Genomic DNA, 23,885 nt, shown 5'->3' with positions numbered 1-23,885 from the left:
CACCGCCGGTTTTGTCTGGCAACAATACACTGGCAGGCCTTTGTGCGGTTGACCGCGGCCGTGCCGCTTCCCCGGGTGACGGGGTAACGCAATGCGGCTGCTCCCCGCCTGATGCGCCCGCGGTCCCCGCTTCCTTGTCCAGCCGGTCTAAGCTGCCGTTTGCCGGTAGTTAACCCGATTAGCAAAAGGCTCGGGCCGTCTCCTCCGAAGGCCGCCCGAGCCTTTATTTCCGCTTTCCGCGTTTCGCAAAGCAAAAAAACCTTTCCGCGGCACCGGCGCCATTCTCATAAGGCACACGTTTACGGAAAGGAAGTTATGGCAGGGGATGAGCGCTTCCGGGCTCAGGTTTGGGCCCGTCCCGGTTTATTTGAACCAGCCCTTCTCCTTGAAGCGGGTGATGGCTTCGATCCGGTTGCTCACGTCCAGCTTGTCGAGGATCACCGAGATGTAATTGCGGACCGTCCCGGTCGTAATGTACATCTGGCTGGCGATCTCCTTCGTATTCTTGCCGTCGGCGATGAGAAGCAGCACTTCTTTCTCCCGCTCCGTCAGGGGATTCTCCTCGCTGTAGGCTTCGTCCACCAGCTCCGAGGCGTAGAGCCTGCGTCCCGCCATTACGCTGCGGATGGAATCCGCCAGCTCTTCGCTGGGGCTGTCCTTGAGCAGGTAGCCGTTCACGCCGGCCTTCATCGCGCGCTCGAAATAGCCGGAGCGAGCGAACGTCGTCAGGATGATGACCTTGCAGCCGGAGCCTTTCAGCTCTTCGGCCGCATCCAGCCCGCTCTTCGCCGGCATCTCGATGTCCATGATGCAGACGTCCGGCTTGTGCTCCTGCACGAGCTTCAGCGCGTCTTCGCCGTTGCCCGCGACGCCGACAACGGTCATATCTTCTTCCAGATTAAGCAGGGAAGCTAGCGCGCCCAGCAGCATCCGCTGGTCCTCGGCGATCACAATGCGAATCATTTCCCCGCCTCCTTTGCCGGTTGTTTCAAAACAATCGGAATTTTAATGACGACCGTGGTCCCTCCGTCGGAGAGAATTTCCAGCGTGCCGTTAATAAATTCCAGACGTTCTTTCATCCCCCGCAGCCCGTTCCCGCGGAAATAATCGAACTGCTCCGCCCGGCCGTTCCCGTTGTCCTTCACCTTGACGACGAGGTCCGTCCGCGACGGTTCGATCACGATCGTGCAGGCCGTCGCACCGCTGTGTTTGACCACGTTGGTCACGGCCTCTTTGAGACACATGCTGACGACGTTCTCCGACATCAGCGAAGTATCAATCTGCTTCGGGTCGCCTTCCAGCTTGAACGAAATCTGCGCCGCCTTCAGAATCTGCTTGACCCGGAACATTTCCTCGGCAACCCGCGTACTGCGCATGTTGGTTACCATTTCGCGCACTTCTTTCAGCGCGCTGCGCGCCGTCTGCCGCACATCGTTAATCTCGGCCCGCGCCTGGTTCGGATTCTTGGCGATGAGCTTGCCCGCCAGATCGCTCTTGAGCCCGATAAGGGAAAGCTTCTGCCCCAGCGTATCATGCAGGTCCCGGGCGATCCGCTGGCGCTCCTCCAGCTTGACCAGCTCGTCAATCCGCTTGTTCGCGTCCTCCAGCTGCTCCTGCAGCTTATCCCGTTTGTTCTTCGTATACGTATTGACCGGAAGCAGAATCACCCCGATCAGGGAGATCAGCACAAATGGCAGCTGTGTAATGAAAATCGGATTTTGCGTGACAAACCCGAAATTGATCGTAGCGATCGTACTTACCAGATGAATGGTATAGAAGGTGAAGAAGCCGATCTTGTTCTGGATATTCCCGATAAAAAAAGCGAGAAACAGCGAGAAATACACATACCCGAACAGCAGTGTCATCGCGATCGAAACGACGATCTGCACGCTCGTCCAGAAATACACAAGCCACCCCTTCGATACGACGGACAGCACATAGCAGCAGAAAAACACGATGATCATGCCGATGCCGAAGACGTTCTTGAGGGTGGAACCCGAACTGAATATGAAATAAAAAGGAAGGATGTAAAAGACCACCCACACATAAGGACTGAGACCGGTGTTTTTCTGAAAAATTCGAATCCAATTCTGCATGGTCTCTTCACCTTTTCCGCGGCGCCGTTTTACATCCATTTTAGCATAAACCGTTAAGTTTGGGACTATTCGCCCTGGAAACCCGGTTTCGGATTTTTCAGGACATCGCTTGCGGCTCCCGGCCTGCGGAGCACATGTTTGACATCTTTAAAGCTTACAAACGTCTTGCCTTTTTCGTCCCACAGACGGAATCGGAGAGACTGCAGGCTCGTGCGAAGCGTAATGGTCGTCGCTTTTTGCAGAGGGAGCGTGGAATTGTGCGCTTTTTCCAGGTTATAGTTCGGCACTCTCGGGCTCAGATGGTGAACATGATGGTAGCCGATGTTGCCTGTGATCCACTGCAAAACTTTCGGAAGCTGGTAGTAAGAGCTGCCGTCAACGGCCGCTTTCACGTAGCTCCACTCGTCTTCCTTCTCAAAGTAGGAATCTTCGAACTGGTGCTGCACATAGAAGAGCCAGATGCCCAGCAGTCCCGAGACGAAGAAGACCGGCGCCTGCACGAGCACGAATGCCTGCCAGCCGATCAGCCAGCACATCAGCGCGTACAGCAGCACGATGGAAATGTTGATTACATACGTATTGATGCGTTCCTTGCGCTTCGCTTTCTTCCGGTTGAAACGGTACTGGATCAGGAAGACGGCAATCGGCCCGAGGCCGAACATGACCAGCGGATTGCGGTAGATGCGGTAAGCGACCTTGCGGAACCAGGGAGACGCGGCGTACTCTTCCACAGTCAGCACCCACATGTCTCCGGTGCCGCGCTTGTCGAGATTGCTGCTGGTGGCGTGATGCACGGAGTGGCTGTACTTCCACTGCTCGTACGGACACAGCGTGAGAACGCCGGTAATGGTGCCGAGGATATCGTTCGCCCGGCGGCTTTTAAAGAAAGACTGATGACAGCAGTCGTGAAATATGATGAACGTCCGGATGACAAACCCGGCTGTGAGTAAAGCCAGAGGAAGCGTGAGCCAGTAGGAGACGGCAAGACTTGCGTAAGCCGCATACCACAGCAGGAGGAGAGGCACAATCGTGTTGAAAACCTGCCGGATACTGGATTTTGTATCGGTTTTTTCATAGGGGGCGACATCTTTTTTCAAATTCATAACTTTCGACTGAGACATTCGTGTGTCCTCCTCGTTCTGACGCGGGGTTAAATCCCTGGCGTCAGCGCGCTATTCTACCCCTATTATAAGGAGAACCGCTTTCGCGCAGTAGTCATAAACGTCATGAGGGCACATGATAAATGTCATATAGGGCGGAGGAAAAAATGCGGCGGGAATGAACCGAAACGGCTGCTCGCAAGGGATAAACGCGGATTCCGCAAGGTTAGAGCCGGGAAGGCCGGCATGACGGGACCGGCGTCAGTAAAAATCCGCCCGGTTTTCTTCGTCCGCTATGTCCTGAACCTCTTCGGGCGTGATGATCATGACGGCGTATCCGTCTTCGTTCTGTTTCTTCAGGGCCCGCTCTTTCATAAAACGGGGACTCCCCTCGCCCGCTTCTTCGTCATAAAAAAGAAGAAGGCCGTCCGTTTTGCGCAGGAGAAGATCGTCCCGGGCCTGCAGCTGCCACACGCCGGCATACGGCTGCTTGCTGACGGCTCCGTAGAAATCCACATCCTTAAGGATGCCGCGGTAAAACTCCTGCTTGTCTTCCTTCCACTTCTCTTCCGGGTTGGCGTAGGCGGTCAGAATCGAAAGCTTCAACTGCGGATACTCCTTCTTGAGTCCGATCACGACTTCGCACGCCCACAGATCCACCCCGTACTGCCCCGGCGTGATGACCCATTCCAGCCCGTCTTCGATGAGCGGGACAAGCCGGCCCGCGATCGCTTTTTTAATATACTCGATGCCTTCGTGCTTTTCGTTAAAAATGTTCAGCTCATGCGCCCGGTAACCGGTCACGAGAAGGTTTTTCAACTGCGGACACTCCTTCGGTGCGGGTGATAACGTACATCTTCCAATATACACGAAACGGCGGATGGCCGGGTCACCCGTCCTTAATAGAATTGGTATAAAAATCGCCGGATATCGTCATTCATTTTTTTCTTTTCTTCCGTCGTCGGAAAGTGCCCGCAATTATAAATGCCGGTTGAGGCCAGGTTAGGAACGACCTCTCTTGCCCGGCGCACAACTTCTTCACCGGGGAAGAAGATATCACGCTTGCTCGCCAAAACCAGGGTAGGCGCGGAATAATCCTCTAGCTCTTCTTTCTCCACGAGCTTAGGCATGTTTCGTTCAAGCCTGACATATTGAAAGATCTCCCCGAGTATTCGCATATCCGCTTCACTCATGGACCCTAACGATAAGGCATCGGCTATCCGGCGCAGCGCTCTGGACGAAGAAAGCAGCTTAAAGTCGAGCAGCGGAAGCAGTACTTTGCGAATCATTGGCATTTTGGGCCCCGTTTTTATTCCTGCCGGGTTTACGAGAACCGCACAGGCGATCCGTTCCGGCATACAGGCAGCCAAACGCAAAATAATTCCGCCCCCGTACGAGGGACCGATAAACGCACATTTTTTAAGATCAAAATGCCGCAATAGATCCGCTATCCAGTATGCAAAGCTGTCATCTTGAGCCGATATTCGCGTCTCGTCGCTTAAGCCCGGGTGCCCAATTGTATCAGGGGCAATAATTCGGTATTCCTCAAACAAAGGTTGAAACCAGGCCAGCGTCATCGGGTTAATACAGTTCCCCCCTTGCAAAATCATTAGGGGCTTCGACTCGGACGAGCCCATTTCCAGAACATGCGTTAAACCAAAGCGCGTTTGGACGCAGGTCCGTTTCGGCTCGGTTTGAAGGAGCGATAGGGAATGCTCGTAGCTGTTGAGCAATATATTTTTCCCTTGGTCACTGTGATAAATGGTATTCATGAGCATCCCGCCTCCGACTATTGAAATAAGAAAAAGAACCCGCCACCAACGGCAACCGTGCGCAGACACAGTTAACCCTTGATGACAGGCTCCTCCGGTAATACAGGTTATTTTTAATGTTTCGTAACGTTACGTTCATCATAATGCATATCCCTGATACTGTAAATATATCGGGATGGAAATAGGGCAGCGGGAACCCTTCCGGCATGTCCGCAATAAGTCCGGAGCGTATCCGCCCTTATTGTTGAATTCTTGACACGGGGAACATTTTGTTCTCTGAAGTCTCCGGCTAAAAACAAAAACGCGCCTAAACCCTTGTGGTTTTGCGCGTTTTGCCGGGACGAAATACGGTGTCAGGACGGAATGTTCATAGCGGTCTCAATGTTTTTCAGATCGAGCTGAATTTGCTCTGGAATATGGTAGGGATGGTATAGGCCCCGCTGCATCATGTAGATTGTTATCTTTTCATGGGAGTCTATGGCTTCGTCGAGCTGTTTCATCAAAATTTGCTTGATTTCGGGGGTGGCACATTCGGTCACGGCCATAGCGTAGTTTCTGACTCCACTCTTGGCGTTCATCAATAAATCCATTGCGATCACGTCATCGGTCAGCGTATGAAGCCCTGTCATGTGTTCTAATATTGTGTTCATGTTTTTATCTCCTATAGGGTCACTTTAGTCAGCACTCCACCGAGCTCCCGAAGCTGCTGCTGTGATAATTGCACGTCTTGCTGCAAAATTTGCATGAGCTCCGGGTCGGTTACCAGAGCTTGCATGGTTTTGGATTTGGTCGTGCAAACCGTCTTGAACGCAGCCATTTCATGAACCTCCAGCATTTCATGCAAAGCGTAATTGGAATTCATTCGGATTGTCCTCCCATGTATCTATTCATATTCAAGGCTTTAAGACGACTTTGATGCAATCGTCCGTTTTCGTATCAAACGCTTCATAGCCGCGCTTAGCCTCGCTGAGCGGAATGACGTGCGTAACAATGTCTCCAGGGTCCACTTTGCCCGACGTAACCAACTCGTACATATACGGCATGTAGTGAATGACCGGAGCTTGTCCGGAACGGATATTCACGTTGCGCTGCATGATGTCGCCGAGCGGGAATCCGTTATAGCGTCCACCGTATACCCCAGTGACTTGGATGGTCCCGCCTTTGCGGACAGCCTGAGACGCAATGATAAATGCGCTCATGGTACCGCCTTGCAGTTTCAAACCGCTGGCTAGAAATTCGAGATCGCTCATCTTGCCGTCCATTCCTACCGCATCAATCACGACATCGGCGCCGCCTTTGGTCATTTCCTTGAGATTGTTGCCGATATTCTTATCCTGTTCGAAGTTTACGATTTCTACATTATTCGTTCGCTTCGCATGCTGTAAGCGGTAATCGACATAGTCGACGGCTATGACCCGCTTTGCTCCTTTTAGCCAGCAGAATTTCTGGGCCAGAAGTCCGACCGGACCGCAGCCGAGCACGATGACCGTATCTCCATTCTTTACGCCTGCGTTATCTACGCTCCAGAATGCCGTCGTCATGGCATCGGCGATCAAGCTTAGCTTTTCGTCCGGTTGTTCGCAGTTTTCGGGAATCTTGAAGTGGGTAAAATTTGCGAACGGGACTCGTAAATACTCGGCTTGCCCGCCAGGGTATCCGCCGGTCGTTCCGGAGTAGCCGAAATATGCGCCCATATCCCCGTGTTCGTTAGACTTGTCACATTGGCTTTCCAGCTGATTATTGCAGAAAAAGCATTCTCCGCATGCGATGTTGAACGGAATGATCACACGGTCGCCTTTCTTTACCTTTGTCACGCCTGGGCCTACCTCTTCTACGATCCCCATCGGTTCATGCCCGATGACATAGTTCTCCTGAAGGTTAGGGATCATCCCGTGAATAAGGTGAAGGTCGGAACCGCAAATGGCGGTACTGGTGATCTTTACGATCATATCGTCCGGTTTCTCAATCTTCGGATCCGGCACCTCTTTGACCACGACATTTTTGATCCCTTGATATGTTACCGCCTTCATGCTTTATGTCCTCCAATATGTTCATCTGGGGTCCGATCAAACATCCCTTTACGCGACGTATCATCCGGGAACAAATTCATCTGCCCGATCATCACCGTATTTTTCGCCGAAAGCTGGTCGAGTTGGTACTGTTCGTTCAGCTCGTAAGGATGGAACCATTTTTTTCGAATCATGAGCTCCGTGATTTCTTGGTGCATTGCAATCCCCTGTTTAAGATGATTGCGCAGCAGCGCTCTTACATCCGGAGAAGCCGTTTCCGTCAGGGCGATGGACAAATTTCGCACACCCTCCTTGGCACGAAGAAGGAAGTCCATGGCAAAAGTCATATCTGCCATTTCCGGCATATTTAATGAATTAATCGGGTCTAAATAATCGGTATTCATTTGCGTTCCCCTTTAATGTGTTATAGGTGTCGGGCTATTCGGAACAGGCGCTTGGAAAGGTACTCTTGCGTAGATTGCTTGCAGCTCGGCGATCTGTTGTGTGGATTGAATTACGTCTTTCTGCATTAACGCTTTTAGCTCTTGGTCAAAGACTAAGCCTTGCATAAGTTTTGACTTAGCGAGGCAGAGCGTTTTAAAGTTTAACGCTTCATGCAGTTCCATCGATTCGTGCGGCGCTAGTGTTGGTGTATTCATTGAGAAATTATCACTCCTTTTTTCATCAACATTAGATTTTCCGACGTCCTCGGATCTTATACTAAAAAATTGATTGCCGGAAATGTGGGATCTGGATATTCCCATGCAATCGCAGGAATATAAACAAAATGTCAACCGCATACTTATTTCTGTTTAAATTAATAATCTTTGCTCAAAGGAGGAGGACTCGCTTTGCCCAATGAAAACAAAATTGATCTAGCCACCGAAAATGCAAAAAAACCGGCAGAAGGCGCACTTAACTCGAGCGGCAATACGCTGGAGCAGCATGCATCTAATGCGGTTTCCGAGGCGCAAACGGCTTTAAATCAGGCGATAAGCTCGATAAGTGAATCTAATGCGGCAACAAATTCACAAGCTTTGGAGACGGCCCGGCAGCAATTGACCCGAGCAGAGGAATTTTTAGATCAAGCGCAAACTTCAGCAAACGCATTACGTCTGCCGGACCAACAATAAAACGGTCTTGGCGCAGATAGGCTGGCAGAGATTCTCCTTCTTTTTCAGATACAAGTGGAGTCAGGCTCACTAATGTCGAGGTAGGGTCGTCTGTCTATGTCGAGTAGACGCTGCGTTTTCCGAACTTCCTCCGATACTCTCCGCATGGGCAAATAACCTGCGTTGACACTCGGAGGAACGTATTTTGCCATAGACACGGAGAATCACCGTCAGAAGGCTTCGGCTTGTGCCGAAGCTTTTTGTTTTTTTGAGGTGTCTCGAACCTTTTCAAAAAACTTAATCGAATTTTGGAGGCTGCCGCGCAGCAGCCTGTTCAACAAACGGAGAACGCTAGTTCAACAAAACAGCGGCAGTCTAGGACTTTATTTTCTCGTCCATGGCTGCCGCTGTTTCTTTTTTTGATGTCATTCTAATACTTATTTCACGAGATCCGTCAAGATTACTCGATCTATAGGTAAAAGACTTTTTTCATATTGTTTTTTATTGTGGGTCTAAATCCAGAATACTTTTACCATCCGAAATTGATTCATTCACAAGTCCATTTTTAAAATTATCGGTAGCATTAAGCATCTTTTCTTGAATTTTTTGGATTTCAGGATTGGTATTATATGTTTCATCAACTGCAGCATTAGAGTCAGTAGCAACTTGAGATGTAAAGTGTTTACTGAGGAGTCAAAACGAATGTAATCTGCTCCAGAAGATGTATTAGTATTACCGTTATAGTCTTTTTGAAACAAACTCAACTTTGTAACGGTTTACTCGCTCTACAGCCTCGGGTCGATCTCTTTCTCCTTCGCCACTTCAAACAGCACATTGGCCGCAGCTTCCTTATATCCCTCGTGGTCAGGTGCAATATCGCCGTATTTCACGGCAAGCATCTTCTGACCCAGCAGGTATTCGTTCAGCGAGGTTCGCAGCTTAAGCTTGATGTTCTTCTGCTTCATGAGCTTGGCATACTTGTGCGGAAAGCGGTAGTCGTATCCGTAAACGAGGGACAAGTAATCCCGGTTGCGGACTTTCATGTACGGCACGGTCTCGCTGCCGGGCAGCTCCGGCTTGATAACGACTCCTTCCATATGAAGACCGGTCGTCAGGCTCTCGAAGTACGCTTCCGCTTTCACGTAGCTGTCCGGGTCATTCAAATTCAGCAGGAGAAATTTATCCTCGGACAAAAATGCGTACATCCCGGACGTCGCAAGCTGCGGAATTTCCTCCTCGCCGTTTTCATATACGATCTTGAGGATCGCAAACGGCTTGTATTCCGGCTCGCCGGGCTCCCCGTAAAGCTCCAGCTGCCTTTTATACGTGCGGTATGCAGTCTCGTGCTCCTCCAGCGGGACCCGTTTCTCCAGCAGACCGCGCATGTGCTTGTAGTTCTGGTAGACGCTCGCACCGTATTTTTCGCTTAAACGGGCCTTCGGCATCGTGAACTGATCCTTTTCGAAGCCGCTTGCCTCGTAAGATTCCGCAAGTTTGCCGAACGCTTCTTCGAATCCGTTCGCCTTCAGAAAATCCAGCTCCGCTTCCAGCGCCTTCTCGATCGGTCTGAACTGGCGCTCGATAAGCCCTTCCCCCAGCGCATGCCAGGGAAGCAATTCACCGTCCAGCAGAAGCACGGCTATTTTGTTTTCTTCCATATAGGCACGGTATTTTACCAGCAAGCTCCTGAAAATATCGCTTAAATCGGCTCCCTTGATCTTGTAGCCGTTCCGGCTGACGCCATAGCAATGGTCGGGGTCGCGGTGCAAATAGATTTGGCATCGGGAACCCATATATTTGGGCTGAAGCACGACTTTATCCACCCCGTGATCCGCAAAGTAACGCAGGCCCTGCCTCAGCGATTCCAGTTCGCCCGCAGCTTCGTCTTTGTCCGCGGGAGACATCGTTCCGGAAATGGTGTTGATCCGGTTTCGGGAGCAGTAATGCAGCCTTCTCAGTTCCTCGGCCTCCAGGTCCCCAAGAGTCACTTTACGATCTTCCCGGAACAGAACCGGCAGATCTTCCGGCATTACCGCCGCCTCCGCGCCGCGCGATTTGAAAAACGGCTTGAACGAAAGGCTGACCCCGGTCAGCTTATTGCCGCTTACGCAGCCTGTGTCCACGTGGACCTTGTTTCCGATCCGGAACGCGTTCTTCGCGGCGACGTGACCAAACACGTGAAACGGATGATTCTTCACGGCCTCTTCTTTCAGGAAAGCGAGCTGCCGTTCGAAAGATTGTTCCCGGTCCAGCCTGAAATTACGCTGATGACGCGCCGAATTCGCATCCAGCTTCCCGATATATTTATTACGGCACGGCGAATGCGTCACGTAGAAAGAAGGTCCCCGGCTACCGACCTTGCGGTAAAACGGCTTCGACATTCCGACGAGCTCGTTGAATTTCCGCAGCAGCTCGGCATCCTTCCTCAACGTCTCGACGGACGTGAAATACGAATGAAACAGTTCCTCCTCCACGCCGCCGATCTCGCCTTTCAAGTACTTGAACACGAAGTTTTCGTGATTGCCGAGGACAAGCAGAAAGTGTTCACGATTTTCGTACAGGAATTCCACGATGGCTCTCGTACGATGGCCTTTATCGATCCAGTCTCCCGTCAGCACGATTTTCGTATGCCGCAGCTTGTCCGGGAGTTCCAGTGAATTACCGCTGAGCTTGAAGCCGTAATCGAGCAGGAGTCCTTTCAGATCGTCCACGCATTCGTGAACATCCCCGACAATGATACAGTCGTGCTCCTGCGGTAGTACGGCGGCTAAATACTCCTCAAGGTCCAGAATTTCAACCGTGTACGCTTCGTTAGCCTTCCCTTCCTCCGGGGAGTAGAAGTCTTTGGCACGCACCTTGTGAATTTTCGTATACCCTTCGCGGGAGAGCGAGCCCATCACGTCTTTTTTCAGCCGGTTGATATGGGACGTAATCAGCTTCTTGGACCGTTCGGACGCATAATAATCGTGCCGTTTCCGGTAATCGAAAAGGATCACTTCCAAGTTGTAGTTGTTTTCCTTCGCCACCTCGCGGACTTTCTCACGAAAATCCTCGGCCAGCCCCGTCGTGTCGACCACCACAAACTCGGCATTGACGGGAAAAGAAGTCGCCGTCTTCAGCCGCTCGAACAAGAGATGAAAAGCCTGGCCGCTGGATTCCAGCATAATCTGTTCGTATTTATCGTAATCGAATCCGAGGATTTCCTGCCGGATGCGGTCCGAGGACAAATATTGAACGTTGGCTTTCACCGCTTTATCGGAAGCTTCGAATTGAAGCCCGGGAATGAGAACTTCCTTGGCAAAAGTCGTCTTGCCGCATTCGGTCGAACCGACCAGCATGAAAATGGTATGGACGCGGGTTTGAATGTTCACGGGTTACGCCTCCTTTTTCCTTAAAATAACGCCCTGTGTCGTGCGGATGGTGTTGACTCCGTCCCCGATGGCCGCCGATTTGGCCTGGCAGCCCGTTGTCCCGATGAAACTGTCGATCCACTGCCTGAATTCCATCTCGCCCATCTCCCATTTATGATCGGGGTGCCTGTAACCGTCCAGTTCATAGAAGGGATTGAAATCGGCGTTAGGCGTCGTAATGATAAACCGGTCGAAATCGACCTCCGCACAAACCTGCAAAATCAGCTCCCGCGCTTCCTCGCGGCTCATGTGCTCAATGACCTCCGTCAGAATCACATCGACTTGTTCTCCGTTATACTGGTCGAGAAAATGCCCGATCGAAGGCAGGGTAACGAGATTATCCAGCTCCTTGGCCCGAGCCTTGCGGCCGACCGTTTCCAGCGCCTCTTCGTCAACATCTACCGCGTAGTAAGTGTCTTCCAGTTTAGCCGCGAAAGGGAGGGCGTAAAACCCTTCCCCGCATCCGATATCGAGAACCGCTTTGTCAAAAGGAAGCTCACTACGTATGAAAGTCCGCCTCTGGTGACCTGTCCCTCCGAAATCGAAATCGATTTCGTAGCGGTCCGTTTTTTCCAGCTCCGCCTTATATTTCTTAAAACGCTCCCGCGAATTCAGGAAATTCCTGACGAACAAACTGCGGATATAAAACGGCGCGTCGATCACCTGAACGCTCCGGATATACTTCTCGAGCAGAAGATCGGAAATGTCGATATATTCGTTGCCGAACGTGGACAAGAACAAGCAGAGCACACTGACGGCATGCAGCAGATGATAAAGACTTAGGTTCGTCGTCACCGTCAGAGAGTAGGTTTTATGCGCCTGATGCACGATTTCAAACGTAAAATCCGGCAAATGCTTTTCAAAAAAATGAATGTACCGGATCATTTCGATGTGAATCATCGGAATCCGGACGGTGTGCGTAAACCCTTCCGTATCCCGTTCGTCCCGGATTTTAAGCGGAGCCGTAAAAAACTCGTTCCATGCGCTCAGCGGAAACAACGGCGTATTGTAACGGGACACATTGAGGTATTCGAATTCTTCCTTGTCGTGCTGTTTGTAGGAAATTTCGTTGTCCGCATCCTTGAAATACACGTTAAAAGTGTTCTCGCCGGTGTACCAGCCGTAAGCTATGCCTTTGCGGACCGGTCTGAGCAGCATGCCGGACTCCGGATTTTTGCGGATGAGATAAGAAAACTGCGGATTTGTCGAGCTCAACTGAACAATAGCCATTAGAGGGTTCTCCTTAATATGTTTATAGTTTTCATATAGTTTCGAACAGAATGCTGCGGAAAACGAATCTATCTTCTAACCTTTGTAATGGCATTGCCTAGTTCAAAAAAATATGATAATGTTTAATTATTCCAATATTGTTAATTTGAGGGTTGCGTTTTCCGCGTAAAAATCACATTCATATTGGAAAATTTTAAGACTGGGAGAGATTATTGTATGAAACGCACTAAATTAATTCTTTCTATTATGATGGTATTTACATTGATTTTCTCGCTAGGCTCCAGCGTTTTCGCCGCCGATTTCCCCCCGGGAGACTATAAGGGCGAACTAAAAAAAGAAGATCAGGTCGACTGGGTTCGTTTCGTAGTACCCAAAGGTGTTAAGGGAGTAACCTTTAAACTCACTCTTACCTCTCCCGGTGGACAAATTTATAAGGTTTCGCTATATGATGCGGATAAACAAATTTCTCTGAAATCGGTAGAACAAGATATTACAGGCACATACACGTCTTTAAAAGAAAACACGGCTTACTATTTCAGAATAGCTGTGAAATCGGGCTACAGCGCGGATGGAAACCATAATTACAATTTGAATGCGTTCTACACGAAATAATTAGCCAAGACTAGGTAGCGAAGAAGAACCCTCACTTCCAAACGCTGCCCGGTCTTTTTTTATTCCCTTCGGCCTCCCCCCATTCATGCCTTTTTCTTATCCTTATTCTCGCTCATCCGGCGTAAGCGGAACATGGCGAAAGTATTACGACGCCAGAGAAAGTTTTCCATTCCCCCCGTCTCCAGCCTTTGATACAATGAAAAGATGACAGATTTTAGGGAATAAAACGGGAGGGGGAGGACTATGGCCCGCGAAAGCTTCGATAAAGAAATTCAATTCCTTCGTCTGCTTGTTCTGACGAGCGGGGCCTACAGCCGGCAGCAGTTTGCCGAGCGGCTGGGCATTTCCGTACATACCTTCGATAAAACGTTACGCCGGCTCAAAGAAATAGCGAGCGCCGTCTCTTATCCGCTGGCCGAAGAACAGGGCCGGGAATTCGCGGAGATGCTCCGTTTCAATTACTATGAATCCTCCGATCCGCTGCTCCTCTTCCTTTACCGGGCGAAATCCATGAAGGAATCCGAGAGCCGTCGTCTGCCTTTCCTTCTGGCGGTCATGCAGAAGCGGGAGCAGGCCATGTCGGCCGGAGAACTGATCGACGCATGCTGCGGCGGAATGCCGGACGATGTTCCTCTCCCCGACGAGAAAACGATCCGCTCCGACCTCAAATATTTGGAGGAAGTCGGCGTGATCCGCAAAGAAGGAAGCAGCCGCCCCTACCGGTACCTCCTGCATAACGATCTGATCCGGCAGCTGAGCCGGGAGGAGCTTCTGGACCTGTACGATTTTGCGGACGTGATGGCGAATACCCGGCTTCCTTCCGTACAGGGCTATCTCCTCCGGGACAGCCTCAAGAAGGCGATCCGGCAGCAGGGGCTGGAAGCGGCAATCGCCGAGCCTTTTTTATACAAATATCACTATTACTCGCGCATTCTGGACGAAGCGCATCTGTTCCCCCTCTTTCAGGCTATCCGGCAGCGGAGGAAGCTCCGGTTTCTGTATTTTTCGCCGAAGACGCACAAAAGCTATGCCTCCCGCAATACGAATCCCCTGTTCGAACGGGAGACGGACGGGAAACAGGCGCATGTGCTTCCGCTGAAGGTTGTGTATGACCATCAGTACGGAAGATGGTATCTGCTCGGCAATGATGCGAGAAAAGGGATCATGAAGTTCCGGATCGAAGGACTCACCCAGATTGAGGAGCAGAGCCCCGTCACGGAAGAAGAGTTCCGGAGCAAGCTGGCGGAACTGGAAGAGAAAACGCGCTACAGCTGGCTCATCGATACATCCGGACCCGTTAAGGTCCGTGCGCGTTTCTACAGGCCGCTGGATGCTCCGGCCGACTTTATCAAGGAGAGGGTGCTGCTGCAAGGGCAATGGGGGACGATTACCGAAGAGAGCGAAGAATCATTCGTCTACGAAATTACGGTCAACGGACTGACCGAGATCAAGCCCTGGCTCCGCAGCTTCGGGTCCAGCTGTGAAGTGCTCGCGCCCCGGCAGCTGAGACAAGAATTCATCGCGGAATGGAAGGAGATTCAAGCCTACTATGAACCTGTTCGAGAAAATCTTTAACTACCAGATGATTTCCCGGCTGGAGGAGTCCGGTGTCGTGACGCTGACTTCCCATGAGCGCACCTGGTTAAAGTCCGCTCTGGAGCATTCCGCCGCAGAAGAGGCATTTGCGGCCGAAACGCTGGCGAAGCTGCGCAGCCTTCTCGAAGAGGAGCCGGATCTGGGGACGGCTTCCCTTGTCACGGAGAAGGCCAAAAGCCCCGACAAGCAGGTGTATCATCCGCTTCTGCGCCCCCTGCGCCGTTTAATGCGGGAACGGCAGGGAATCCGGCTCAGCTACCGGATCCGAAACGGCCGTACGATGGAGAGGCAATCGGGCATCCCATACAAACTGGAATACTCCATGGTGAAGAAAGAATGGTACCTGCTCTGGTACCATTTGCGGAACCGCATGTATATGGCGACCAGGCTCGGCAGCATCCTTGAGCTGGAGGCTGAGGCTCCGGCGGACGGCGTATACGAGGAAATTACCGCCAAGCTTGACCAGAGCACCCGGCTGCGCAAAGAAAGCTCGGTCATCGAAGTCGTGCGCACTTATAACCGTGAGTTGTCACGGATTCTGTACGCTTTCTCCTGCTTCGAGAAAGAGGTCAACTATGACGACGAGATGGATCTGTACCAAATCCGGCTGACTTATATGAGTGAAGACGCGGAGTACATTTTATCCAAAATCCGTTTTCTCGGAAAGAGAGTAAAAGTCGTGGAAGGACGGCATCTGAGGTGGCGGATGGCCGATTCGTCGGCGCGGGCGCTCGCACGCTATGGGGATGAACCTGAAGAAAACGGCGGCATTTCGCCTGACCTAGAGACGGAAAAGCACATAGAACCGCCAAAAGCATCGGCTCCGGGGAGCTGACGCTTTTTTTTGCGTGCGGATGTGGAAAACAATACTAAACCTTTTTTAAACGATTGTAAGCAATAGATAAAACAAGGTATAATTTACCATAAAATACTAATCCCGATTCAATTGTCTGAACAACGTTGAAAAACCATCATGATTCCCAGTGGAAAAGGAGTAGTGAAAACAATGAACGAAACCGTTTATAACCCGGATTTTTTTAAGTCACAGCAGGATGGGTCCAGGAAATCGGCCTGCGAGATAGTTCCTATTCTCTTGGACCTTATTAACCCGGAATCCGTCATCGACATCGGGTGCGGCACGGGCGCCTGGCTTTCCGTTTTTAAAAACCTCGGAGTCGGGGAAATCCTGGGGGTAGACGGTGATTATGTGAACGAGGACATGCTCCAAATACCGAAAGAGAATTTCAGGAAACATGATCTTGTCACGTTCTTTTCTTCCGGAAAGCAGTATGATCTGGTCGTTTCCCTGGAGGTCGGCGAACACCTGCCCCATACTTCCGCCGAAACCTATGTAAATACCCTCGTTTCTCACGGGGATGCCGTTTTATTCTCCGCCGCTATTCCTTATCAGGGGGGGAAAAATCATATTAACGAGCAGTGGCCGGGCTACTGGGCGGATCTTTTTAACAAAAAAGGATTTGTCGCCATTGATTGTATCCGCAAGCAGGTCTGGGAAAATGCTCATGTCCAGTGGTGGTACGCACAAAACACCCTGCTTTATGTAAGAGAAGAAGCCCTGAGCCGTTATGCTTCCCTTAAAGATTACCTGCCATCGGAATCGGATCCTTTATCGCTTGTTCATCCCCGCTTATACATGCATCTGGCAAAAGATTTCTTCGGGGACGACGGCTATAAGGACGGCCATATTTTCGGCCGGAAATTTACTCCCCGAATATAGCCTCGGTGTCGTTTGCATAGAACCCGGCCCCCGATACAAAAAAGGCTGCCTCCTAAGAGACAGCCCGGGGCCGTTTGCTTCTGAAGCGTCCGCTCCCTTTTCTTATTCGTTCAAATGATCCCCCAAGTACTTCACAAGCCCGTCGTCCGCATCCTGGGAATATTCCCAGACCATGGCGCCGCCGAGATTGTTCGCCTTAATGTAGGCGATTTTTTCGCGGAGCGCTTCTTTATCCTCGTAAGAGATGAACGTTTGTCCGTCGTACAAATAAGCGGCTTTGGCCTTCTCGTCGAAATACCGTTTGAACCCGTTCTTGTCCATGTATTTCTCCTCGATGGTCTTGTAGCTGAGATCGGTTTTGTCGATGTCGATCGGCTTGCCCGGCGAGAACGCTCCGTCGCCGTCGCTCTTGACGTCTTCCCATCCGTACGAATACGCGGGAACTCCGAGCAGCAGCTTCGCCGGATCGATATGATGGCTGAGATACAGCTGCACAATGCCGTCCACGCTGTCTAGGGATTTGTTCTCCGCATCCTTGTACAGATTAGAGTTAAGCCCCGTCGTATCCGACCATTTGCCCGTCAGATCGTAGCTCATGACGTTAATGTAGTCGACGTATTTTTCCACTTTCTTAACCTCGACGTTCTTGAAGTACCAGTCCTGCGTCCCCGACGCGAAGGTCAGGATGTACTTCTTGTTCTTATGCGGAAGCTGGTTCAGCTTCTCTCTGAGTTCCTTCATCAGGAACGTGAAGTTCTGCGTGTCTTCGCTGCGGGATTTTTGCGTTCCCCAGGCATCCGAGGCCGGATATTCCCAATCGATATCGACCCCGTCCAGGCCGAGTTCTTTGACCAGCGCGATAATGTTGTCGGTAAACGTCCGCCGGTTCTCCTGCAGGCTGGCGTCGGAAAAGCCGTCCGCGCCGTATCCCCCTACCGCGAGCACGAGGCTCGTTTTGGGATTGTTTTTTTTGAGCTTTTTGATGTTCTCCTTGATTTCGGCATCCGCCGCTTCGTCTTTATGAAAGGATACCTTGTACTTGTCCCCTATCTGGGCGAAAGCCAAGAACGCGATGTCGATCTTCTTTTCCTCGAAGTTGATCTGGTCCAGCTTGTCCCCGGTCGGGATGACGTAGACGGAATTGATTTTATGGTCTTTGGCCTGAGTGGCGGTATAGAAGTAAAAGCCCATTCCGGAGATCAGCAGCGCCACGAACAGTTTCGTATACAGGTGTATTTTCATCGTTACCCTTTCCCGCCGAATAAGACATTCGTCACGATTTTGTTGAGATTGAGAATTTTGACGAGAATGTAGCTGACCACGAAGACCGCGCCGAGGTTAAACAGAAGCGTCAAGGTCGTCTCGATCAGACTTCCTTCGACCTCCGTCCTCCGGGAGACCATAATTTCGATAAGCAGGTGAATCAGATAAATGCTGAAGCTCGCTTTGGAAATGGAGCCGACGAGCCGTTTGACTTTGTCGTTTACCCTGGCGCTGATCGCGACATCTTTTTCTTTAAAGAGAATAAAGAGGCCGGCCGCCATGAAAAATGTCGTCACGGAGTAATTGCCGTAGAACATTTCGTCCAGCACCCCGCTGTACATGGAAGCGAAATACGTGGCCACCGGCGTCAGAAAGAAGGAGACGATCCCCAGATTGAACAGGACGTTCTTCAGCTTGAGCGATATTTCGTAATGGAACAGATAATAGCCGAGGATAAAATAGCCGAGATACCCCATAAACAACGGAATGTTCATAATGGGCACGTACAGGCTTTCCGATGTAATCCGCAGCACGCTGTCCGTAATGAAGCGATACGCGATGCTGACGGTAAACCAGAGCAGCAGGTAATACCGAAGCTCCTTCTCGGTACATGCCTTGACCATTCGGCTGATGAGCGGCACCGTCAGGTAGATGGCGATGATCGCATATAGGAACCACAGGTGGATATAGTTGCGGTCCAGAATGAACTTATAAGCGAAGCTGAGCAGGAATTCCCCCGCGCCCATGGTACTTTTCTGCAAATAATACTGGGTGAAAATGCTGTAGATGAGGGACCAGCTTACGAGCGAAACGACAAGCGGCATGATGCGCTTCAGGAAGAACGTTTTGTAGGATTTGACTTCCGACCGCAGAATCATCGCTCCGCTGATCATAAAAAAGACGGGCACCGCGAAACGCGCGGCGGAATTGAACAGATTGCTCACCCACCAGGAGGCCGTATTGAAATCGTTCGTGCTGGTCAGCAGGGTGGCGGTAATATGTAAAATGATCACGGCGAGAATCGAGAGAATCCGCAGGAGATCGATGTAAATGATCCGGTTCGATTTGAGCACTGCGTTGTTCATAAAGTTTTCCTCCGTTAGCTCTGGGATAGTGGGGCAGCGGGTGCGGAAGGCGGGGCGGTTACGTTCCGGGAGATGGACGCGATTCCTTTTCTCTCGACATAGCCCCAACCTTCATCGTTATCGAAATATTTGAATGTCCCCACAATATTGATATAGAGCAGTACATTCCGGTACGTCAGCAGTTCCAATTGGCTGAAAATAAACATGCGGATATAATCCTTGAGCGTGTAAGTGCTCCCGTATTTCTTGCAGAGAACGAGCGAAATAACAATCTGAACGGCGTTAATAAGCAGCGTGGCCGACAGGATGAGCAGCGCCATCCAGATGCCGTCTCCGGCTATAAGTAGCTGGAACAAATACACGAAGGTCGTGAACGCCGTCAGCGTTCCCAGCACAAAGCCGTCAATGGCGAAAAACAGCCGGACGCCCAGATTGAACTTACGAGGCAGGTCCGACCAATAAATGAGGATACAGTCGACAAAAGCTTTCTGCCAGCGGATCCGCTGTTTGTAGAAGTTCGGCATGTTCTCGGGGCATTCGGTGTAACAGACGGCCTCGGGGGCGTACACGAGCTTTTTGGAAAGGTTGTTCGCTTTGATATATTCGTGAATTTTCAGCGTGATGTCGATATCCTCGCCGACCGTGCTCCGAAATCCGTCCACCTGGATGAGCACCTCTTTGTAAAAAGCGCCGAAAGCGCCGGAAATGACCACGATCGAGTTAAGCGCCGACTGGGTCAGTTTTCTGACGTAGAACCCGTGAATATAGGAAATGATCTGACTCTTGATGAGGCCTTTGCCGGTAAACCTCTCCTGGATTTGCCCGTCCTTTCTTTCCGCGCCCTGGACAATCTTGACGGTACCGCCAAGCGCCATGACGTCGGGATCGTGAAAATACTGGTTCACATATTGAAGGGAGCTTGCTTCCAGCATCGAGTCGGCATCCAGCGTGATGACGATGTCCGAGAGGGCGTAATCGATTCCGGCGTTGAGGGAGTCGGCTTTGCCGCCGTTCTGTTTATCGATGACATAAATATGGGGATACTGCCGGGACCGGTAAAAGGCTCTAACCGGCTGATAGGTTAACTCCTGCATGACCGGGCGGTCATCTTCCTGCAGATCCAGCAGCTCCTGGAGCCTCCGGAGAGTTGCGTCTTTCGACCCATCGTTGATAATGATGATTTCATGATTCCGGTACTTCAGGCCCTCCATCGCTTCGATACAATTGCGGATCGTCAGTTCTTCGTTGTAGGCCGGCACAAGAACGGAAATCGATTTTTCCTCCAAGCCTTCCTCCAGCTTCTTTACCTTGCTGAACAGCAGCGGAATAAAGGTATACAGGAGCTGGAACGCCAAAAAAACGATTGTCGTTACGTATAACAGAATCTGCATCTCTCTACTCCTCCTATCTTTTCTCTTTGTCTATAGGTCTCCTCCGGTTAAGGCCCGCATTACAGCGTTAAAGGATTTATCCGATAATCTCCTTTCTTCTGGAAATGTAGTTCTTTTTATCTAATTTAGTCTAATCTACTAGTAGTGTAAAACTCTTACATCATCCGATAAAGCGAATACATCACACGTTTACTAAAATTTTCCTCCGTTTTGCTTCGATTATCTAACTCTGCTAAGTGAATGTTTTGTGATTTTCGTTATTTGTAAAGAAAAAAAGACTCAAAGCGTTTACTTGGAGTCTTTTAAGGAATTAATTGGATTTTTTAAGAAGATTATTAAGAAAAATCAAGTAATTTAAGCATGTATTAAAAAAATCTACATATCTATCAGCTCTTCAAAGCGACCATCTGGTAAACAAGCCGCGGCTTGGCATCCGACCCGCCGTAGGAGCTTTCGGCCACTTTATACTGCGAGGAGCCGCTTCCGTCCAGGAAGATGCCGTCCACCAGGGTTCCGGAACCGATCTTCTCTTTGATCGCAGTACGGAAAGCGGCCGCTGTCGGCTTCGAATCGGTCACGATCAGCCAAACGTTGTTCGTGTTGTTGTACACGAGGGCAGTCCGGTTGGCCGCGCCGTCCGGGTTCTGGATATTTTCCGCGGCGGCCTGGGTTTTCCAGGCGGACTCGCTGCTTTTCAGCATCATGCTGATGCCGCCCTGCGCCCAGTAATTGCTTCTGTTGGCCACCTGAATATCGCTCGACTTCTGAACGACCTGAACGGAGAACGCCCCGCTTTGGTCGTCCCACACCAGCGTGCCTCGGGCATATTTCGCGTTCTCACTGCCGTTAGGCGCCACGGGGATATTGTTGTTCACCGCAATCTGCAGCAGAGTCCCGTCGTAGAAATACCCGCCGTTCACCCCGTAAGCTGTCTGTCCGACAACGCTCGATGCGCCGATGGATTTGATAGTAATGTTTTTGGGACTCGTTTTAATCGAATAGAGCTTAACTCCGTTGGATGCGGTGACCGTTGAAAAAGTATAGGCCATTTATATTCACTCCCCTTTAAGTTTTCAGGGCGTCAGCCCCTTCACTTTAAAGGCGGAAAATGGTGCACAAATACAACCGTTCGGCCGGATTTTTCTTCCCCCTCCGATTCCGGCTCCGATGCGGCCAGCCCTGGCGAATACCTCCGCGGAACCCAAGCCATACTATTAAAATCTTTCCATACGAAGGAGGACCCGATTTGTCCACGCAAAAATGGCGGATTCCCGCAACCGAAGGACTCGGATTCCGGCTAAGCAAGGGCCAAACCGTGCGGATCACGGACGTGGAAGGCGAGCAGATTGCCGATATCGTCGCCTACCGGGCGGACAATCCCGCGGAGAAGTTCGACCCGACCGTCACAATGGATGCTCTGCGCAAAATGAAAGTGACACCCGGGGATATCCTGTATTCCACCCGCTATACGCCGCTGCTCACCCTTGTGGCCGACACGGTGGGCCAGCACGATTTTATCAACTCCGCCTGCCGGCCGGAAATGTACGAGTTCACGTACCGGAAGAAGGATCATGCGTGCTGTTACCACAACTTGAACCGCGCCATCGCCCAGTTCGGCATCGAGCCTCCGGAACAGCACTATCCGTTCAATTTGTTTATGCACACGGTTATACAGCCGGACGGTTCCATCCATGTCAAAAGACCGCTGTCCAAGGCCGGAGATTATGTGGACCTGCGTGCGGAAACGGATCTGCTGGTCGCGATGTCGGCTTGTCCGGCTTCGGAAAGCATCTGCAACGGCTACGTCTGCACACCGATCGAAGTCCAAATTTTGTAAATTCTTCTAAGCGAGACATCCCCTGAATACAATGACTTGTACGCTTGTACCTGCCATCCATCTCTAAGGGGAGTGTTGCTTTTTGAATGCCTTCTTGACCTATGTCGTGCTTGGCTTCTCGTTATCCGCGCCCGCAGGTCCCATCAATGCCGCCCAACTGGAAAAAGGTGTCCGCTTCGGCTTTCTGCACGCGTGGCTGGTCGGAGTGGGCGCGATGGTTGCCGATCTTTTTTACATGCTGCTGATTTATTTCGGCGTTGCCCATTTCCTCGATACCCCCTTTATGAAAACCTTCCTGTGGCTGTTCGGCTGCTTTGTTCTTCTATACACGGGAATCATGACCCTGAAAAATCTCAAGCTGAGGGAAAACGGCGAAATGCGGGAATTTCCTTCCGAAATGAGCTCTTTCCGGTCCGGCTTTTTTATGGCGCTGACGAGCCCCTTAACCATTCTCTTCTGGCTGGGTATATACGGCTCCACTCTTGCCCAAAGCTCACAGAGCCACGCCGGCCAGGCGCTTTGGCACAGCCTCGGCATATTTGTCGGCATTATGGTCTGGGATATCGCGATGGCTATCATCGCAAGCTCTTTTCACCGGTTCGGAAACCGCCTGATACTTCAGATCACTTCCCTGCTCGCCGGGATCTCTCTCATTTTGTTCGGGCTTTACTTCGGCTATCAGGCTCTTCTTATGCTTGCGGGCTGACCCTCATTTACCTCCGGAACCCCCGGGATCGACACCGCACGGGCACGGGACATTCACCTATTCCAAACCGATCTCATATACTGCATGGTGTGGAGAGGGGGTGGAGAGATGGCGGAACTCCGCAGCAAGATCTGGATCGAGGAGCACCGAATGGAGCTTCCGGAATGGCAGCGGACGGCGTTCGGGGAATTCGCCGCGATGATCGCGGGCCCTGAGAACAAGTACCCCTGTGTGCCCGGACACCTCGGGTACATCACGAATAATCTCCGGTACGGCTTTGCGCCCGATCCCCGGTCCGCCCAAGCTGTATCCGATACGGCCGAGCTTCTGAACGCCTATGGGAGCTGCTCGCGTGAAACGGGAAAATACGCCTCGCTTGTTATTTTTTTCGAAACCCCGGAGGACTTGAAAAATCACGCGGACATTCTTGAGTACGAAACCTTGTTCTGGTCCCTCCTCAACCGATTGCACGACAAAGACAAAGCCCCTTGGCCCGACGATATCCCGCAGGACCCGGCGAAACCAACGTGGGAATTTTGTTTTGCCGGTCAGCCTTATTTCGCCTTCTGTGCGACACCCGCTCACGGGCCGCGCAGAAGCCGGCACTTCTCTTCGTTTCTTGTCGCGTTCCAGCCCCGCTGGATTTTCGACGAGATCAACGAAACGACTGCGTTCGGACGGAATATCAGCAAAATGATCCGCCAAAAACTCGCGGACTACGATGACGTGCCGGTGCATGCTTCACTCAAATGGTACGGACAGCCGGACAATCAGGAGTGGAAGCAGTATTTCCTGCGGGACGATGAGTCGTCTCCTTCCCGGTGCCCGTTTATGGCGATGAAAAATAAGCTTCAAAAAAATGCACCATCCTGAAAAAAAAGAAAACCCGGTGTGGTTTGGTCAAGCCCCCAATTAGTGGACACTAAAG

General features: G+C 51.2%; 24 protein-coding genes. 8 read left to right on the top strand and 16 right to left on the bottom strand.

Annotated elements, in window-relative coordinates:
• Positions 1-363: 363 nt before the first annotated feature.
• The 10 genes from ACI48J_RS04050 to ACI48J_RS04005 all read right to left on the bottom strand — a co-directional run bounded on the left by ACI48J_RS04050 (position 364) and on the right by ACI48J_RS04005 (position 7,636).
• On the bottom strand, positions 364-963 hold the full coding sequence (locus ACI48J_RS04050) for a response regulator transcription factor (RefSeq protein ID WP_103997010.1): 600 nt from the start codon (positions 961-963) through the stop codon (positions 364-366).
• Positions 960-2,096 (bottom strand): sensor histidine kinase, encoded by a 1,137-nt coding sequence (locus tag ACI48J_RS04045; protein ID WP_405081808.1) that lies wholly within the window; start codon positions 2,094-2,096, stop codon positions 960-962. Before ACI48J_RS04045 ends, ACI48J_RS04050 begins: the two co-directional genes overlap by 4 nt.
• Positions 2,097-2,161: 65 nt before the next feature.
• A complete protein-coding gene (locus ACI48J_RS04040) occupies positions 2,162-3,217 on the bottom strand; it encodes a fatty acid desaturase (protein ID WP_326052565.1) in 1,056 nt (351 codons plus the stop codon).
• A gap of 240 nt (positions 3,218-3,457) precedes the next feature.
• Entirely contained in the window at positions 3,458-4,015 is a 558-nt protein-coding gene (locus ACI48J_RS04035; RefSeq protein WP_217561720.1) for a DUF1273 domain-containing protein, read from the bottom strand.
• 80 nt (positions 4,016-4,095) lie between these two features.
• The gene (locus ACI48J_RS04030) at positions 4,096-4,968 is read right to left on the bottom strand and encodes an alpha/beta fold hydrolase (RefSeq protein ID WP_405081806.1); all 873 of its coding nucleotides are present in this window, start codon (positions 4,966-4,968) and stop codon (positions 4,096-4,098) included.
• A gap of 353 nt (positions 4,969-5,321) precedes the next feature.
• Positions 5,322-5,618: a spore coat protein gene (locus tag ACI48J_RS04025; protein WP_405081805.1), complete on the bottom strand. Its 297-nt coding sequence runs from the start codon at positions 5,616-5,618 to the stop codon at positions 5,322-5,324.
• An 11-nt stretch (positions 5,619-5,629) separates the two neighbouring features.
• Positions 5,630-5,830, bottom strand: coding sequence for a hypothetical protein (locus ACI48J_RS04020; protein WP_405081803.1), 201 nt, complete (start codon positions 5,828-5,830; stop codon positions 5,630-5,632).
• A gap of 31 nt (positions 5,831-5,861) precedes the next feature.
• The gene (locus tag ACI48J_RS04015; protein ID WP_405081801.1) at positions 5,862-6,998 is read right to left on the bottom strand and encodes a zinc-dependent alcohol dehydrogenase; all 1,137 of its coding nucleotides are present in this window, start codon (positions 6,996-6,998) and stop codon (positions 5,862-5,864) included.
• A complete protein-coding gene (locus ACI48J_RS04010; protein ID WP_218092929.1) occupies positions 6,995-7,381 on the bottom strand; it encodes a spore coat protein in 387 nt (128 codons plus the stop codon). Before ACI48J_RS04010 ends, ACI48J_RS04015 begins: the two co-directional genes overlap by 4 nt.
• Positions 7,382-7,393: 12 nt before the next feature.
• Positions 7,394-7,636: a spore gernimation protein GerQ gene (locus tag ACI48J_RS04005; RefSeq protein ID WP_326052571.1), complete on the bottom strand. Its 243-nt coding sequence runs from the start codon at positions 7,634-7,636 to the stop codon at positions 7,394-7,396.
• A gap of 192 nt (positions 7,637-7,828) precedes the next feature.
• Here ACI48J_RS04005 and ACI48J_RS04000 point away from each other — a divergent pair, with 192 nt between their 5' ends.
• Positions 7,829-8,110: a hypothetical protein gene (locus ACI48J_RS04000; protein ID WP_405081798.1), complete on the top strand. Its 282-nt coding sequence runs from the start codon at positions 7,829-7,831 to the stop codon at positions 8,108-8,110.
• Positions 8,111-8,874: 764 nt separating this feature from the next.
• Here the strand turns inward: ACI48J_RS04000 and ACI48J_RS03995 are convergent.
• Both ACI48J_RS03995 and ACI48J_RS03990 read right to left on the bottom strand, forming a co-directional pair.
• Positions 8,875-11,460: a metallophosphoesterase gene (locus ACI48J_RS03995; protein WP_405081797.1), complete on the bottom strand. Its 2,586-nt coding sequence runs from the start codon at positions 11,458-11,460 to the stop codon at positions 8,875-8,877.
• 3 nt (positions 11,461-11,463) lie between these two features.
• Entirely contained in the window at positions 11,464-12,729 is a 1,266-nt protein-coding gene (locus ACI48J_RS03990; RefSeq protein ID WP_405081795.1) for a class I SAM-dependent methyltransferase, read from the bottom strand.
• Between the two features lie 216 nt (positions 12,730-12,945).
• Here ACI48J_RS03990 and ACI48J_RS03985 point away from each other — a divergent pair, with 216 nt between their 5' ends.
• The 4 genes from ACI48J_RS03985 to ACI48J_RS03970 all read left to right on the top strand — a co-directional run bounded on the left by ACI48J_RS03985 (position 12,946) and on the right by ACI48J_RS03970 (position 16,675).
• Positions 12,946-13,341 carry a hypothetical protein gene (locus tag ACI48J_RS03985; protein WP_326052575.1) on the top strand — a complete coding sequence of 132 codons (396 nt, stop codon included), beginning with the start codon at positions 12,946-12,948 and terminating at the stop codon, positions 13,339-13,341.
• A gap of 243 nt (positions 13,342-13,584) precedes the next feature.
• Complete coding sequence (locus ACI48J_RS03980) at positions 13,585-14,916, top strand: helix-turn-helix transcriptional regulator (protein ID WP_405081793.1); 1,332 nt, start codon at positions 13,585-13,587, stop codon at positions 14,914-14,916.
• Entirely contained in the window at positions 14,891-15,772 is an 882-nt protein-coding gene (locus ACI48J_RS03975; RefSeq protein ID WP_405081792.1) for a WYL domain-containing protein, read from the top strand. The genes ACI48J_RS03980 and ACI48J_RS03975 overlap by 26 nt, the downstream gene beginning before the upstream one ends.
• 171 nt (positions 15,773-15,943) lie before the next feature.
• Positions 15,944-16,675, top strand: a complete 732-nt coding sequence (locus ACI48J_RS03970) for a class I SAM-dependent methyltransferase (RefSeq protein ID WP_405081790.1) — start codon at positions 15,944-15,946, stop codon at positions 16,673-16,675.
• A 102-nt stretch (positions 16,676-16,777) separates the two neighbouring features.
• Here the strand turns inward: ACI48J_RS03970 and ACI48J_RS03965 are convergent, their stop codons facing one another.
• From ACI48J_RS03965 to ACI48J_RS03950, 4 genes are all read right to left on the bottom strand, one after another.
• Positions 16,778-17,917 carry a glycosyl hydrolase family 18 protein gene (locus ACI48J_RS03965; RefSeq protein WP_326052579.1) on the bottom strand — a complete coding sequence of 380 codons (1,140 nt, stop codon included), beginning with the start codon at positions 17,915-17,917 and terminating at the stop codon, positions 16,778-16,780.
• Positions 17,918-17,919: 2 nt separating this feature from the next.
• Entirely contained in the window at positions 17,920-19,023 is a 1,104-nt protein-coding gene (locus ACI48J_RS03960) for an acyltransferase family protein (RefSeq protein WP_326052580.1), read from the bottom strand.
• Positions 19,024-19,037: 14 nt separating this feature from the next.
• Positions 19,038-20,414, bottom strand: a complete 1,377-nt coding sequence (locus ACI48J_RS03955; RefSeq protein ID WP_405081788.1) for a glycosyltransferase — start codon at positions 20,412-20,414, stop codon at positions 19,038-19,040.
• Between the two features lie 386 nt (positions 20,415-20,800).
• Complete coding sequence (locus ACI48J_RS03950) at positions 20,801-21,463, bottom strand: phosphodiester glycosidase family protein (protein ID WP_405081786.1); 663 nt, start codon at positions 21,461-21,463, stop codon at positions 20,801-20,803.
• Between the two features lie 197 nt (positions 21,464-21,660).
• Here ACI48J_RS03950 and ACI48J_RS03945 point away from each other — a divergent pair, with 197 nt between their 5' ends.
• The 3 genes from ACI48J_RS03945 (at position 21,661) to ACI48J_RS03935 (ending at position 23,830) form a co-directional block, all read left to right on the top strand.
• Complete coding sequence (locus ACI48J_RS03945; protein WP_405081785.1) at positions 21,661-22,251, top strand: DUF1989 domain-containing protein; 591 nt, start codon at positions 21,661-21,663, stop codon at positions 22,249-22,251.
• Between the two features lie 82 nt (positions 22,252-22,333).
• The gene (locus tag ACI48J_RS03940; RefSeq protein ID WP_326052586.1) at positions 22,334-22,957 is read left to right on the top strand and encodes a LysE family transporter; all 624 of its coding nucleotides are present in this window, start codon (positions 22,334-22,336) and stop codon (positions 22,955-22,957) included.
• Between the two features lie 108 nt (positions 22,958-23,065).
• Positions 23,066-23,830 (top strand): YqcI/YcgG family protein, encoded by a 765-nt coding sequence (locus ACI48J_RS03935; protein ID WP_405081783.1) that lies wholly within the window; start codon positions 23,066-23,068, stop codon positions 23,828-23,830.
• Positions 23,831-23,885: the final 55 nt, after the last annotated feature.

The sequence above is a fragment of the Paenibacillus chitinolyticus genome (assembly GCF_045038035.1).
Lineage (GTDB): Bacteria > Bacillota > Bacilli > Paenibacillales > NBRC-103111 > Paenibacillus_F > Paenibacillus_F chitinolyticus_A.
The sequence above is the reverse complement of the archived record's forward strand: the minus strand, read 5'-3'. Positions and strand labels throughout refer to the sequence as shown.